Genomic DNA, 15,283 nt, shown 5'->3' with positions numbered 1-15,283 from the left:
TTTACGCCTTAATTCCACGTTCTGAGGCAGGTCGCTGCGCGCCCTGCGAGAAAAAGCGCCGGTGACTGGACACCGGCATCCGCGCCCGGATGGACGCCTGTTCGCTGCTATCGCGTTCGGCCAGCAGCACGGCCTCGCCTTGATCCTGTTCCGCCAGCACACGCCCCCACGGGTCAACAATCGCTGCGTGGCCAAAGGTTTCACGCGGCCCCGGATGAGTTCCACCCTGGGCAGCCGCCAACACATAACACTGGGTTTCGATGGCACGCGCGCGAATCAATACTTCCCAATGGGCCGCGCCCGTCACCGCCGTAAACGCTGACGGTGCAGTAATCAGTTCTGCCCCGGCGGCGCGCAATTCGCTGTACAGCTCCGCAAAGCGCAAGTCGTAGCAAACCGACAGGCCAACCCTACCGACCGGCGTATCGGCAACGACCACCTTACTGCCATGAGCATAGTCATCGGATTCACGGTAGCGTCCGCGATTATCCGCCACATCGACATCGAACAAATGCAGCTTGTCGTAGCGCGCCACCGTGTCGCCGTGCTCATCGATCAGTAACGAGCAGGCATTGGACTTCGCCAGCGGTTGATCCACCGGCGGTAACGGCAAGGTGCCGGCCACTATCCATAACTTGAGGTCGCGAGCGGTCTGTTTCAACCAGGGCAGGATCGGGCCTTCGCCCAAGGCTTCGGCTCGACCGATGTCGGCGATGTCGCGACGGCCCATGGCCGCAAAGTTTTCCGGCAACACCGCCAGTCGCGCACCGCCCGCTGCCGCTTGCTCGAGCAGATGCCGAGCCTGGATCAGGTTGGCCGGCACATCGCTCTGGCTGACCATTTGAATCACCGCAAGAGACATGGCGCACTCCGTATCAGGTATGCGGCCATGCTACTCCATAGGACGAACCGTGGCTTTTCATAAAAGACGTCAAAAAGGTTTGTCGTAAGCGATTTTCGGCTCTTTCCACGGACCTTTGATGGTGTATTTGACGCTGGCAAAGCGCGCCACGCGGTCACCGATCAGTTTGTCGATCAGAAACAGTGCACCGCCTACCGCTGGCGCACCGACGATCAGCGCGGCAATCGGCAGGTTGTTGGTCAATGGCAAGGTCACCAACAGATTAGCATCGACCCTGTCACCCACCAGGTCCAGCGTACCGTTGAGTTCCAGGTTGCTCGACGGGCCAGTCATGATGATCGGCTCACGAGTGACGTACACGCCATTGCTGGCCACCAATAGGCCCTTGACCCGGTCGTAACTCAGGCCTTTGCCGAACAGGTCGGAGAAGTCCAGGCGCAAGCGACGGCCGATCGAATTGAAGTTGAGCAGGCCAAACACCCGCAACGCCTGCGCCCCACCTTCAACTTCGACGAACTGACCTTTGCGTAGCGTCGCATCCAGGCTACCGGAGTAACGCTTGGGTCCGACCCAGGCCGGCGAGCCAGGCCAACGGCCGTCGATGTCCATATGGAACTCTTCGCTGGTCACTGTCGGTGCGAACCCCCAGCCCTTGAGCACGTCACCGAGGTTCTTGCCCTCAATGCGTCCCTTGTACCAACTGCTGGTGGATCCCGGCACGCCTTCCCAGCCACCTGCGCCCTGCAGCTGCATGCCTTTGAGGCCCAGATTCATGCTGTTGAAGGCAATGCCCTTGACGATCGGGCGGACCTTCAGCGACCAGGCACCTACCAGGTCCGGGCCCTGAAACAACTGGTCAATACTGATATCCAGCGCAGGAATTTTCGTTGGGTCGACCGACGCCAGCGGGTCCGGTGCATTCTCGTCAGCCTGCACTTTCGGATCAGGCGCCGGCAACCGCACGTATTGCAGGTTGATCGCAACCGGCGCGGACTTGGCGTCGGGAATCCCTACAGTACCTTTGGCCTGCTGACTATCGAGTTGCAATGCCCAGGCTGTCGGCTTGCGATTTAGTTGCAGGCGAGCCTGATCCAGCGTGGTACCAAACCCCGTTAGCTTGTCGACCTTGAAGTCTGCACCACTGAGCAATTGCTTGGCGTTACCGCCCGGATCCTGCCCGGCATACCGATCAATCAGGGCTTTCCATGGTTCGACATCCAGCTCCGACAGCACGCCCCGTATGCGCAGGCCTTTATCGCCCGGTAACAGTGCGTTGCCGTTACCCAGGAACAACTCGCCACGGCCATCGGCAAAATTGCCGCTGGGCGCCGCGTAAGTGAAGTCCGCCAGATCACCATAGTCGAGCCAGTAGCGCCGCTCTGGCCCTTGCAGGGTCATGCGAAACACTGTGTCGCGGCCTTGCGCGGCGGACATGCCGAACGGTGCCGGCAAGTCGACGGCTACGCCCTTGAGGCTGGAACTGACCATCAATCGGCTGTCGGGGCCGTCGAGGTTGAGCTGCAACTGATAAGGGATCGTCCCCGAAACCGGCAACGGCTGAGTGACGTTCAGCCAATCGGTGAGTTTTTTCACCGCCACCTGGCCGCTGGCAGTGACCCGGGTGTTGAACTTGCCAGGGCTGCCATCGGCATAGATCTGTGCACTGATCGGTCGTTCAAAGGCCTGTGCCGTAATGTTCTGGCCACTGAGCCCCTTGGCACTGTCAAAACGGAAATCACCTTTGAGTTGCGTCAGCTCAAGCACGGGATCACTCAACTTCAGACGCGACTTGGCGGTTTTGAAGTCGACCACAATCTTCGGTTCTTCGCCCTTGGCCAAGGGGACATCCAGTTTCAGACTGCCCTGCAATTCACCCTCGCCCTGCCAACCGGCAAAAGTCGGACCGGTACCGATCGGTGCGTCCTGAAGAATCTTCAGGCCATCACCCAGACCACCAGCGAAAGTGCCATCGAGGAACAGGTGAGGGTTCTGTCCAGCAGGCGCATGGGGAATGTTGACGTAGATATCGCGAACCTGGGTGTCGAGCAACTGGCCCTTGCTGGCCAGAATGCGCACACCGCTGTCCTCGATGAACACATCGCCACTGACCTTGCCGACATGCGGCCACCCCGGCTGGAAGGCCAGCTCGGCGTCATGCACCTTGAAGAACAGGCTGATGCTGCGCGCCGCGGCGATGGCATCGTGGTTCAGCGAACCCTGATACTGGAAGAAACCCTCATCCACTGCGCCTTTGAGAATCGCCGTGCGCAGCCATTCGTCGAGAGCTGGGCTCAAGACCTTGGGCAGGTACTTGGCGGTGTAGCGTCCATCCCCTTCCAGCAGACCGACCCGCAGGTCCATATAGTCTTCCTGGGTGTGATCGAAATGCAGGCGAATCAGGAAGTCGCCGGCAATCTTGCCCTCTTCGCCCAGTACCTTCAGGTACGGTGCAATCAGGGTGAAACCTTGCTGATCGAGTTTCCAGGTCAGCCGTGCATTCGCCTGGATGTATTGCCATGGCTTGGCAAAGATCGGGTCCAGGTGCAGGGAAAAATCCTTGCTGTCCATGCGCAGCTCACCCTGGCCGAGGTCACCGCTGATGCTCCCGGAAACGTTACGTGCCGCCGGAGCGCCGTGATAAGCATCAAACCCGACACGCTCCAGATTGGCGGCAAAACTGAATTTGCTGTCATCGGTCGCCTCGGGCCGGACGTCGATCAGCACGTTGCGCAACGCACCGGTGACCTTCAACCGTTCGACCACGGTGGCAAAGTCTTTGGGCAGTGGCCCCAGTGCATTCAGTAACGGAGTGATCGGTGTAAGGTCAACGCGATCGGCTTGCAGGTGCCAGAGCTCGGGGGTCGTTTCAGTGGTCGCGGTCTGCTGAAGTTGTACACGGGTTTCCCAGCGGATGCCCTCCAAGGTCATGGCCAGGGAATCGAAAGACACCTGAAAACCTTCGGTATTACGCTGGAAATACCCATTGAGCGCCAGATTGCTGATCTGGATCGGCTTGCGCTCAGCGTAGGCACCGTTGAGTTGCGGTGCATTGAGACGAATCGCAGCACGCTGCAGGGCCCCCTTGCTCCAATTAATCCAGAGCTCGCCACCGGCCTTGATCTCGGAAAAATTCCATTTCCCGGTCAGACTCTCGGGCAACCATTTAGACCAGTCACTTTGCGGCAAGCTCAGATAGGCATCTATTTCAGCCTCTTTCCACTGACTGGCTTGAGTCCGGCTGCTCAGGCTCATGGCCAGCGGCTGGCCGTCAGGCAAGGTCAACCGGGCGTCGAGGCGCTGCTGGCTGATACCGGTTTTAAGATTCAGGCCGACATAGGTCAAGGTCAGCGGCACGTGGTCGATCGGCAGCAAGGTGATCTGGCTGTTGAGCACTGAAAGCTGCGCCACCATCTGCATTCGGTTGAGCAGCTGCTCGGGGTCCAGCGGCTGATTCTGCTGCACCGGCAGGCCTTCGAGCGCCCATTGCCCCTTCGGGTCTTCCTTGAGGCTGACCTTCAGACCGTTGAGTTCCAGGTGTTCGATCCGCACCGTGCGCGCCAGTAAGCTGGCCCAGACATTCGGCACCACCCGTACCTGATCCAGGTGCAAGGCATTGGCACCGTCACCGACCACCACGTCATGCGCCAGCAAAATCGGCGCCATGCCACTCCAGCGGCCTTCCAGGCGGCCAATGTGCAACGGCATGCCCAGCACTTCACGAGCCTTGGCTTCGACATCCGCACGGTACTCGGCCACCAGCGGAATCAGCTCGCGACCGAGACTGCTGTACAGCGCCGCCAGCACCAGCAATAACGCACAAAGCCCCAGCCCCCAGCGGGTCAATGTGGTCAAAATGCGGATCAGACGGTCCATGTCAGTTGGCTCCCATGGCGAAATCGTGCAGCAAGCTGAGGCCGGCCGTTAGTAATGAAACACAGCGGATCAGAGCAGCACCACGTCGTATTGTTCCTGGGAGTACATGGTTTCTACCTGAAAACGAATGGTTCGCCCGATAAAACCTTCAAGTTCCGCGACATTACCCGACTCTTCGTCAAGCAACCGGTCAACCACTTTCTGGTTAGCCAGTACACGATAGCCTTCAGCCTGATAGGCGCGAGCTTCACGCAGGATCTCCCGGAAAATTTCATAACACACGGTTTCCGGGGTCTTGAGCTTGCCACGGCCCTGGCAACTGCTGCACGGTTCGCAGAGCACTTGCTCGAGACTTTCGCGCGTGCGCTTGCGCGTCATCTGCACCAGGCCCAACTCGGTGATCCCGATGATGTTGGTCTTGGCGTGATCGCGCTCCAGTTGTTTCTCAAGCGTACGCAACACCTGGCGCTGATGTTCCTCATCTTCCATGTCGATGAAGTCGATGATGATGATCCCACCCAGATTGCGCAGACGCAGTTGCCGGGCTATCGCAGTGGCTGCTTCCAGATTGGTTTTGAAGATGGTTTCTTCAAGATTGCGGTGCCCGACGAAAGCGCCGGTGTTCACATCGATGGTGCTCATGGCTTCTGCCGGATCGACCACCAGATAGCCGCCGGACTTGAGCGGCACTTTGCGCTCCAGGGCCTTTTGAATTTCATCTTCTACACCATACAGATCGAAAATCGGTCGCTCGCCCGGGTAGTGCTCCAGGCGGTCGGCGATTTCCGGCATCAGCTCGGCAACGAACTGCGTGGTTTTCTGGAAGGTTTCCCGCGAGTCGATACGGATTTTCTCGATCTTCGGGCTGACCAGATCGCGCAAGGTACGCAGGGCCAGGCCGAGGTCTTCGTAGATGACATTCGGCGCGCTGACAGTCTTGATCTGCGTGCCAATCTGATCCCAGAGGCGGCGCAGGTAGCGAATGTCCATCAGGATCTCATCGGCACCGGCGCCTTCAGCCGCGGTGCGCAGAATAAAACCACCGGCCTCCTTGATGCCTTCCTTCGCGACACAATCGGTGACCACTTGCTTGAGGCGTTCGCGCTCGGCTTCATCCTCTATCTTCAGCGAAATACCGACGTGAGCCGTGCGCGGCATGTACACCAGATAGCGCGAGGGAATCGACAGCTGGGTCGTCAGGCGCGCGCCCTTGGAGCCGATCGGATCCTTGGTGACCTGCACCACCAGGCTCTGGCCTTCATGCACCAGTGCGCTGATGCTTTCCACCGCCGGGCCTTCACGCAGGGAGATTTCCGAGGCGTGGATAAAGGCTGCCCGGTCCAGACCGATATCGACGAATGCCGCCTGCATGCCTGGCAGAACGCGAACGACCTTGCCTTTATAAATGTTGCCGACAATCCCGCGACGCTGGGTGCGCTCGACATGAACCTCTTGCAGAACACCGTTTTCGACCACCGCCACGCGCGATTCCATCGGCGTGATGTTGATCAGAATCTCTTCACTCATGGCAAGGTCTCGTTCAGGCATATTCACGATTATGGCCGCATCAAGTCAGTACGGCGCTTGGCGCGCGATATGGTTTTGCCAACAGGGTATGCCGAAATGGCCGAGCAGTTCCGCGGTTTCGCACAGCGGCAGGCCAACCACGGCGGAGTAACTGCCGTTGAGTGCCGCGACAAACACCGCGCCAAGCCCCTGAATTCCGTAGCCGCCAGCCTTGTCCCGTGGCTCGCCGCTGGCCCAGTAGGCCGCTGCCTCTTTATGACTGATGAAGCGAAAACGCACCAGGCTGCGCACCACGCGTGATTCGCAATATTGGCCATCAAGCACGGCGATGGCGGTCAGCACTTCATGTTCACGTCCCGACAGGCTCATCAACATGTTCAGCCCTTGCGCTTCGTCGAGCGGTTTACCAAGAATCTGCCCATCGAGCACCACGGCCGTATCGGCACCCAACACACAAATGGGTGCACCCGGTTTGTTGAGCACCAGCAGCGCGCGACCGGCCTCGGCCTTGGCGCGCGCCAGACGCTCGACATAGGCCGCTGGGGACTCGTTAGTCAGAGGGGTTTCATCGATGTCCGCGCTGACGGCGGTGAACGGCACGCCGATCTGCGTGAGCAGTTCACGCCGACGCGGCGAGCCTGAGGCGAGGTATAGCGGATTCATCAAGACATCTCCCTGTCGAGGTGCGGGCTAATGCCTGACCGAATTAATTAATTGATTTTGTAGCGGCGGCTCAACCCACGCAATCCGAAGCTGACCCAAGGCCAGAGCAAGGCGCTGATCAACGCAGGCAAAAGCACGGCCAGTGTCTGACGGTTACCGGTCAAGGCGCTGAGCCACAATTGCAGCAGTTGTGCGAGCCCCAGAATCACCAGGATCACCAGGCTTTGCTGCCACATCGGAAACATCCGCAAGCGTGGTCGCAGCGTCATGATCAAAAAGGTGATCAGGGTCAGAATCAGCGCGTTGTGTCCCAGCAAGGTACCGAACAGTACGTCTTGCGCCATGCCCAGACACCAGGCCGTGAGCATCCCGACTTTCTGCGGCACCTCCAATGCCCAATACGCCAACGGTAGCGCGAGGAACATCGGACGTAAAATCTCGACGTGCGGGAACGGTACGATACTGAGCAACAAGCCGATGACAAACGTCAGCCAGATCATCCAGCCATTACGAGAGCGGGTACTGGCCATTATTCTCTACCCTGAGTGGTGGCTTCAGGCGCCGCGGCAGGCGGTTTGGCCGCCGCCGGCTTGACGACCGCTGCTGGCTTGACCGCTGCGGAATGCGCAGCAGGCTTGGCCGGGGTCGAAGGTTTGCTCGCAGGCTTGGCCGCCGCGGGTGCTGCGGTTGCTGGCGCAACTGCCGTGGCGGCTGGTGCCGGGGCAACTGTGGCGGCAGGTTTTGGCACGGTGGCTGGCACGATTGCCGCACCACCGGGGTGCTGCTCCGCATCCTGGGCCTGAGCGGCTTCATTGGCGCGCTCTTCCGGGGTGCGGCTATCGCTGAACACCAGCAACATGTAACGACTGCGATTGAGCGCTGCGGTCGGCACTGCACGCACGATGGCGAACGGTTGGCCAGAGTCGTGGATCACTTCCTTGACGGTCGCCACCGGGTAACCGGCCGGGAAGCGCTGGCCGAGACCGGAACTCACCAGCAAGTCGCCTTCTTTAATGTCAGCCGTGTCTGCAACGTGACGCAACTCCAGACGTTCCGGGTTGCCGGTGCCGCTGGCAATCGCCCGCAAACCGTTACGGTTCACTTGCACGGGAATGCTGTGGGTGGTGTCAGTTAGCAACAATACCCGCGAGGTATAAGGCATCAGCTCGACCACCTGCCCCATCAGACCACGGGCATCGAGCACCGGCTGGCCGAGTACCACGCCGTCGCGCTCACCTTTGTTGATGATGATGCGATGGGTGAAGGGGTTGGGATCGACGCCGATCAACTCGGCCACTTCGACCTTCTCGTTGACCAGTGCGGACGAGTTGAGCAACTCGCGCAGCCGAACGTTCTGCTCGGTCAAGGCCGCAAGCTTTTGCATGCGCCCCTGCAGCAGCAGGTTTTCAGTCTTGAGTTTTTCGTTTTCGGCGACCAGTTCGGTACGGCTGCCAAATTGACTGCTCACTCCCTGCCACAACCGCTCCGGCAGGTCGGTGATCCAATAGGCGTCCATCAAGACCAGCGACATCTGACTGCGCGCAGGCTTGAGCACTTCAAAGCGGGCATCGACCACCATCAGCGCGACCGATAGCACGGCCAGCACCAGAAAGCGCACGCCCATTGAGGGGCCTTTGGCGAAAAGCGGTTTAATAAGCCGCTCCTCCCAGGCAAATGTTCTCTTTATTCATACGCTATCAAACCGGCCTGGATGCAGACTGACAGAAGATAAACGCCAACAGGCAGCACTGCAAAGTGCTGCCTGCGCGCGAAACAGCATAGAAGCATCCGGCGAAATTATTCGCTGGAGAGCAGGTCCATGGTGTGTTTATCCATCATTTCCAATGCACGGCCACCGCCGCGAGCAACGCAGGTCAGCGGGTCTTCGGCGACGATCACCGGCAGACCGGTTTCCTGGGCCAGCAACTTGTCGAGGTCACGCAGCAAGGCGCCACCACCGGTCAGTACCAGGCCACGCTCGGCGATATCCGACGCCAGTTCCGGCGGCGATTGCTCCAGTGCGCTTTTCACGGCCTGAACGATGGTTGCCAGGGACTCTTGCAGAGCTTCCAGCACTTCATTGGAGTTCAGGGTGAATGCACGTGGAACGCCTTCAGCCAGGTTACGGCCGCGAACATCGACTTCGCGAACTTCACCGCCCGGGTAGGCAGTACCGATTTCCTGTTTGATGCGCTCGGCGGTGGACTCGCCGATCAGGCTGCCGTAGTTGCGACGCACGTAAGTGATGATCGCTTCGTCGAAGCGGTCGCCGCCAACCCGTACGGATTCGGCGTAAACCACACCGTTCAGGGAGATCAGTGCGATTTCAGTGGTACCGCCACCGATATCGACGACCATCGAACCGCGCGCTTCTTCAACCGGCAGGCCGGCACCGATCGCAGCAGCCATTGGCTCTTCGATCAGGAACACTTCACGAGCACCGGCACCCAGGGCCGATTCACGGATGGCACGACGCTCGACCTGAGTGGATTTGCATGGAACGCAGATCAGCACACGAGGGCTAGGCTGCAAAAAGCTGTTTTCGTGAACCTTGTTGATAAAATACTGCAGCATCTTTTCGCAGACGCTGAAGTCGGCAATAACGCCGTCCTTCATCGGACGAATGGCAGCAATGTTGCCCGGTGTACGGCCGAGCATGCGCTTGGCCTCGGTGCCGACAGCAACGACACTTTTCTGATTACCGTGGGTCCGAATGGCCACAACCGATGGTTCATTCAGGACGATACCGCGCTCGCGCACGTAAATAAGGGTGTTGGCAGTGCCCAGGTCAATGGAAAGATCGCTGGAAAACATGCCACGCAGTTTCTTGAACATGGGAAAGGGACCCTAGGCAACGCGTGGGTAAAAAAGTGCGGCAAACTCTAACAACGACAGGGATTTTGGGCAAGGCGCCAATATGTTAAATTGACCGCTTTTCTTTGCACCAACCCCCACAATCGCGGCCTTATGACCGTAGAAATGCGGTAGTGTTCCGACAATCTAACACACGGACAGCGTCCGTTCTGTTTTCCACTGGAGAATCCCATGGCGCTTGAACGCTCCGACGTGGAAAAAATCGCTCATCTGGCCAGCCTTGGCCTTAATGATGCCGATCTTCCACACATCACTTCGGCCCTGAACAGCATTCTCGGGCTGGTCGACGAAATGCAGGCTGTCAATACCGACGGTATCGAGCCTCTGGCCCACCCGCTGGAAGCCAGTCAGCGCCTGCGTGCAGACGTCGTGACCGAGTCTAATCACCGCGAGGCCTATCAGTCCATCGCACCAGCGGTCGAAAACGGCCTGTATCTGGTTCCGAAAGTCATCGACTAAAGGGAAAGAGCCTGCAATGCATCAATTGACTCTGGCCGAGATCGCCCGCGGACTCGCCGACAAAAAGTTTTCTTCCGAAGAGCTGACCAAAGTGCTGCTGGCGCGTATCGCCCAGCTCGACCCTCAGCTCAACAGTTTCATCAGCCTCACCGAAGACCTCGCACTCTCGCAGGCCAAGGCCGCGGACGTACGCCGGGCCAACGGTGAGAGCGGCGCCCTGCTCGGTGCGCCGATCGCTCACAAAGACCTGTTCTGCACCTTGGGCATCCGCACCAGCTGCGGCTCGAAGATGCTCGACAATTTCAAGGCGCCGTATGACGCCACCGTAGTCGCCAAGCTGGCCGCTGCCGGGGCCGTGACCCTGGGCAAGACCAACATGGACGAGTTCGCCATGGGTTCGGCCAACGAATCGAGCTACTACGGCGCGGTGAAAAACCCGTGGAACCTGGAATACGTGCCTGGCGGCTCGTCCGGCGGTTCAGCAGCGGCCGTTGCCGCTCGTCTGTTACCTGCTGCGACCGGCACCGACACCGGTGGCTCGATCCGACAGCCGGCAGCACTGACCAACCTCACCGGTCTGAAACCGACGTACGGTCGTGTTTCGCGCTGGGGCATGATCGCTTATGCCTCCAGTCTCGATCAGGGCGGCCCGTTGGCGCGCACCGCTGAAGACTGCGCGATCCTGCTGCAAGGCATGGCCGGTTTCGACCCGAAAGACTCCACCAGCATCGACGAACCCGTGCCGGATTACAGCGCCAGCCTCAACGGCTCGCTGCAAGGTCTGCGCATTGGCGTACCGAAGGAATACTTCAGCGCCGGGCTCGACCCGCGCATTGCCGAACTGATCCACAACAGCGTCAAGGAGCTGAAAAAGCTCGGCGCGGTGGTCAAAGAAATCAGCCTGCCGAACATGCAGCACGCGATTCCCGCGTACTACGTGATCGCTCCGGCAGAAGCCTCGTCGAACCTGTCGCGTTTCGACGGCGTGCGTTTCGGCTATCGCTGCGAAAACCCGAAAGACCTGACCGACCTGTACAAGCGTTCGCGCGGCGAAGGTTTCGGCCCGGAAGTACAACGCCGGATCATGGTCGGCGCCTACGCGCTGTCGGCCGGTTACTACGACGCCTACTACCTGAAGGCGCAAAAGATCCGTCGCCTGATCAAGAATGACTTCATGGCAGCCTTCAATGAGGTCGACATCATCCTCGGCCCAACCACGCCGAACCCGGCCTGGAAACTCGGCGCCAAGAACAGCGACCCGGTCGCTGCGTACCTGGAAGACGTCTACACCATCACCGCCAACCTCGCGGGCCTGCCGGGCTTGTCGATGCCAGCCGGTTTCGTCGATGGTCTGCCGGTCGGCGTGCAGTTGCTCGCCCCGTATTTCCAGGAAGGCCGTCTGTTGAACGTCGCCCACCAGTATCAGCTCAACACTGACTGGCACACCCGCACCCCGACAGGCTTCTGAGGAGAAACACATGCAATGGGAAGTCGTGATCGGGCTGGAGATTCATACCCAGCTCGCCACCCAATCGAAGATTTTCTCCGGTAGCGCCACCACGTTTGGCGCAGAACCGAACACCCAGGCCAGCCTGGTAGACCTGGGCATGCCCGGCGTACTGCCAGTACTGAACCAGGAAGCGGTGCGCATGGCGGTGATGTTCGGCCTGGCGATTGACGCTGAAATCGGCCAGCACAACGTGTTCGCCCGCAAAAACTACTTCTACCCGGACCTGCCGAAGGGCTACCAGATCAGCCAGATGGAATTGCCGATCGTCGGCAAGGGCCACCTGGACATCCCGCTGGAAGACGGCACGGTCAAACGCGTCGGTATCACCCGCGCCCACCTGGAAGAAGACGCCGGTAAAAGCCTGCACGAAGAATTCAACGGCGCCACTGGCATCGACCTGAACCGGGCCGGCACGCCGCTGCTGGAAATCGTTTCCGAGCCGGACATGCGCAGCGCCAAGGAAGCCGTGGCCTACGTCAAGTCGATCCATGCATTGGTGCGCTACCTCGGCATCTGCGACGGCAACATGGCCGAAGGCTCGCTGCGTTGCGACTGCAACGTATCGATTCGTCCAAAAGGCCAGGTTGAGTTCGGCACCCGTTGCGAGATCAAGAACGTCAACTCGTTCCGTTTCATCGAGAAAGCGATCAACACCGAAGTGCGTCGTCAGATCGAACTGATCGAAGACGGCGGCAAGGTGATCCAGCAGACTCGCCTGTACGACCCGAACAAAGACGAAACCCGCGCCATGCGCAGCAAAGAGGAAGCTAACGACTACCGTTACTTCCCCGATCCAGACCTGTTGCCAGTGGTCATCGAAGACTCGTTCCTCGATGACATCCGCGCCACCCTGCCGGAACTGCCACCGCAAAAACGCGAGCGCTTCCAGGAGCAGTTCGGCCTGTCGGTCTACGATGCCAGCGTATTGGCGTCGAGCCGCGAGCAAGCGGACTACTTCGAAAAAGTCGTGAGTATCGCCGGTGACGCCAAACTGGCGGCCAACTGGGTCATGGTCGAGCTGGGCAGCCTGCTGAACAAGCAAGGCCTGGAAATCGACGAAGCACCGGTCTCGGCCGAACAGTTGGGCGGCATGCTGTTGCGCATCAAGGACAACACCATCTCCGGCAAAATCGCCAAGACCGTGTTCGAAGCCATGGCCAACGGCGAAGGCAGCGCAGACGAGATCATCGACAAGCGCGGCTTGAAGCAGGTCACCGACAGCGGTGCAATCTCGGCCGTACTTGATGAAATGCTCGCAGCCAACGCCGAACAGGTTGAACAGTACCGCGCGGCAGACGAAGCCAAACGCGGCAAGATGTTCGGCTTCTTCGTCGGCCAGGCGATGAAAGCCTCCAAAGGCAAAGCCAACCCGCAACAGGTCAACGAACTGCTGAAAAGCAAGCTCGAAGGCTGAACCGTGGTCTTGCGCCCGAGGATCGTTCCCACGCTCTGCGTGGGAATGCCGCCCCGGACGCTCCGCGTCCATCGCAATGTGACGCGGAGCGTCACGGGATGCGTTCCCACGCGGGAGCGTGGGAACGATCACTTGGGAGCTCTTTCAATGAAACGTCTACTTGGCGCCTGCGCCCTGCTCTCTCTGCTGGCCGGTTGCGCCAGCACGGATGTCATCGATCCACGCGGCTACGACAAGACCGGCGTGGCCTCGTACTACGGCGCCAAACACCAGGGTAAACGCACCGCCAGTGGCGAGCGATTCAACCCCAATTCCCTGACCGCTGCCCATCGCCAGTTGCCATTTGGTACCCGGGTGAAGGTCACTAACCTCAATAACGATAAATCCTGTGTCGTGCGTATCAACGATCGCGGACCGCACACCCGCGGGCGCCTGATCGATCTGTCTCGCGAAGCGGCCCAGCGGTTGGGCATGCTGGGCAGTGGCACCGCGCGGGTTCGCGTGCAATCCCTCGACGACTGACAGACGGAGCACCGATTATTTTCGGACTTGCCGATTTACCACTGCTCAGCGTGCTTCAACTGTTCGGTGGCCTGGTTCTGCTGATTGCCGGCGCCGAATTGCTGGTCCGCGCCGCCGTGCGCCTGGCCGCTCGCTTGAAGGTGCGGCCACTGATTATCGGCCTGACCGTCGTAGCCCTCGGCAGCAGCGCGCCGCAAATGGCGGTCAGCCTGCAAGCGACCCTGATGCAAAACACCGACATCGCCGTCGGTAGCGTGATTGGCAGCAACATCTTCAACATCCTGGTCACCCTCGGACTCTCGGCGCTGATCATCCCGTTGCGGGTCTCCCGGCAATTGGTGCGCCTGGATATCCCGGTGATGATCGGCGCCAGCCTGCTGGTGTTCGCTCTCGCCTGGAATGAACGACTGACACCGCTCGACGGCACGATTCTGTTAGCCGCGCTGGTGCTTTACCTCGGGTTGTTGCTGCATCAGTCACGACACTCGGTACGCCCGCACACCACTCCGGCGGACGGCGACAACACATCCGGCGCACCGTGGTTGAGCAGCCTGTTGCTGATGCTTACGGGGCTGGCGTTGCTGGTGTTTGCCGGGCATCTACTGCTCAGCGCGGCGGTCGAGGTGGCGACCGACCTCGGCCTGTCAGAACGCATCATCGGTTTGACCATCATTGCCGTCAGCACGTCGCTGCCGGAACTGGCCACCTCGCTGATCGCCGCCTTGCGTGGTCAGCGCGACATCGCCGTGGGCAACGTGATCGGCAGCAATCTGTTCAACCTGCTGGGCGTGCTGGGCATCACCGCATTGATCGCGCCGACGCCGCTGTCGGTATCACCCAACGCACTGGATTTCGATTTGCCGGTGCTGCTGGCAGTCAGCGTACTGTGTTTACCGATGTTCTATTCAGGCTATCGAATCACCCGCGCCGAAGGCCTGCTGTTTCTGGCCTTGTACCTGGCGTATGGGCTGCATGTCGTGTCGTTTACCACGGGCATGCCACTGGCCGGCAAGCTTGAACACCTGATGCTGTTTTTCGTCTTGCCGGCGCTGGTGGCGTTTTTGCTGTTTACGTCACTGCGCGCCTGGCGCCGCCAACACCACAAGAGGGAATCGCCATGACCGACAAACCCGACGCCAGCAAACCGACCGGCATTGAAGTACGTCGCCAGGTCATGGGCGACGCCTTCGTCGACCGCTCCATGGGCAATGCCACCGAGCTGACCCGACCGTTTCAGGAGTTCGTCAACGAACACGCCTGGGGTGCAGTATGGAACCGCGGTGGTCTGGAATTGAAGACCCGCAGCCTGATCACCCTCGCGGCCCTGACCTCGCTCAAGTGCCCGCAAGAACTCAAAGGCCACGTGCGCGGCGCGCTGAACAACGGCTGCACGGTCGACGAGATCCGCGAAACGCTGATGCACTGTGCGGTCTACGCCGGCGTACCAGCGGCGATGGAAGCGTTTCGGGCGGCGCAGGAAGTGATCGACAGCTACCAGAAGCCTGAGTAAGAAGTCGACATCTCGGGTGCCTGCAAAATTGCTATCGCGAGCAGGCTCGCTCCCACATTTGATCTGTGT

13 protein-coding genes are annotated in these 15,283 nt (G+C 59.9%); 6 read left to right on the top strand and 7 right to left on the bottom strand.

From position 1 onward, the window contains the following. Nucleotide 1: 1 nt before the first annotated feature. From BK658_RS12885 to mreB, 7 genes are all read right to left on the bottom strand, one after another. The gene (locus BK658_RS12885; RefSeq protein ID WP_123582617.1) at nucleotides 2–862 is read right to left on the bottom strand and encodes a carbon-nitrogen hydrolase family protein; all 861 of its coding nucleotides are present in this window, start codon (nucleotides 860–862) and stop codon (nucleotides 2–4) included. 69 nt (nucleotides 863–931) lie between these two features. Further along, complete coding sequence (locus tag BK658_RS12880) at nucleotides 932–4,735, bottom strand: YhdP family protein (protein ID WP_123582616.1); 3,804 nt, start codon at nucleotides 4,733–4,735, stop codon at nucleotides 932–934. Nucleotides 4,736–4,804: 69 nt separating this feature from the next. Beyond that, nucleotides 4,805–6,262 carry a ribonuclease G gene (gene rng / locus BK658_RS12875; RefSeq protein ID WP_123582615.1) on the bottom strand — a complete coding sequence of 486 codons (1,458 nt, stop codon included), beginning with the start codon at nucleotides 6,260–6,262 and terminating at the stop codon, nucleotides 4,805–4,807. A 45-nt stretch (nucleotides 6,263–6,307) separates the two neighbouring features. Continuing rightward, the gene (locus BK658_RS12870) at nucleotides 6,308–6,925 is read right to left on the bottom strand and encodes a Maf family protein (RefSeq protein ID WP_123582614.1); all 618 of its coding nucleotides are present in this window, start codon (nucleotides 6,923–6,925) and stop codon (nucleotides 6,308–6,310) included. A gap of 47 nt (nucleotides 6,926–6,972) precedes the next feature. Next, entirely contained in the window at nucleotides 6,973–7,455 is a 483-nt protein-coding gene (gene mreD / locus BK658_RS12865; protein WP_019691882.1) for a rod shape-determining protein MreD, read from the bottom strand. After that, nucleotides 7,455–8,579 carry a rod shape-determining protein MreC gene (mreC, locus tag BK658_RS12860; protein WP_259740080.1) on the bottom strand — a complete coding sequence of 375 codons (1,125 nt, stop codon included), beginning with the start codon at nucleotides 8,577–8,579 and terminating at the stop codon, nucleotides 7,455–7,457. Before mreC ends, mreD begins: the two co-directional genes overlap by 1 nt. 143 nt (nucleotides 8,580–8,722) lie before the next feature. After that, the gene (gene mreB / locus BK658_RS12855) at nucleotides 8,723–9,760 is read right to left on the bottom strand and encodes a rod shape-determining protein MreB (protein WP_002555108.1); all 1,038 of its coding nucleotides are present in this window, start codon (nucleotides 9,758–9,760) and stop codon (nucleotides 8,723–8,725) included. A 210-nt stretch (nucleotides 9,761–9,970) separates the two neighbouring features. Between mreB and gatC the strand changes: the two genes are divergently transcribed. From gatC to BK658_RS12825, 6 genes are all read left to right on the top strand, one after another. After that, a complete protein-coding gene (gatC, locus tag BK658_RS12850; protein WP_019691880.1) occupies nucleotides 9,971–10,258 on the top strand; it encodes an Asp-tRNA(Asn)/Glu-tRNA(Gln) amidotransferase subunit GatC in 288 nt (95 codons plus the stop codon). A 16-nt stretch (nucleotides 10,259–10,274) separates the two neighbouring features. Beyond that, the gene (gene gatA, locus BK658_RS12845; RefSeq protein ID WP_123582612.1) at nucleotides 10,275–11,726 is read left to right on the top strand and encodes an Asp-tRNA(Asn)/Glu-tRNA(Gln) amidotransferase subunit GatA; all 1,452 of its coding nucleotides are present in this window, start codon (nucleotides 10,275–10,277) and stop codon (nucleotides 11,724–11,726) included. Nucleotides 11,727–11,736: 10 nt separating this feature from the next. Beyond that, the gene (gene gatB / locus BK658_RS12840) at nucleotides 11,737–13,182 is read left to right on the top strand and encodes an Asp-tRNA(Asn)/Glu-tRNA(Gln) amidotransferase subunit GatB (protein WP_123582611.1); all 1,446 of its coding nucleotides are present in this window, start codon (nucleotides 11,737–11,739) and stop codon (nucleotides 13,180–13,182) included. Nucleotides 13,183–13,329: 147 nt separating this feature from the next. Then, nucleotides 13,330–13,704 carry a septal ring lytic transglycosylase RlpA family protein gene (locus BK658_RS12835; RefSeq protein ID WP_123582610.1) on the top strand — a complete coding sequence of 125 codons (375 nt, stop codon included), beginning with the start codon at nucleotides 13,330–13,332 and terminating at the stop codon, nucleotides 13,702–13,704. A gap of 50 nt (nucleotides 13,705–13,754) precedes the next feature. Next, nucleotides 13,755–14,825 (top strand): calcium/sodium antiporter, encoded by a 1,071-nt coding sequence (locus tag BK658_RS12830; protein WP_123582609.1) that lies wholly within the window; start codon nucleotides 13,755–13,757, stop codon nucleotides 14,823–14,825. Beyond that, entirely contained in the window at nucleotides 14,822–15,214 is a 393-nt protein-coding gene (locus tag BK658_RS12825; RefSeq protein WP_123582608.1) for a carboxymuconolactone decarboxylase family protein, read from the top strand. The genes BK658_RS12830 and BK658_RS12825 overlap by 4 nt, the downstream gene beginning before the upstream one ends. Nucleotides 15,215–15,283: the final 69 nt, after the last annotated feature.

This window comes from Pseudomonas brassicacearum, assembly GCF_003732175.1.
Lineage (GTDB): Bacteria > Pseudomonadota > Gammaproteobacteria > Pseudomonadales > Pseudomonadaceae > Aquipseudomonas > Aquipseudomonas brassicacearum_G.
This window is presented reverse-complemented; position numbering and strand designations above follow the sequence as displayed.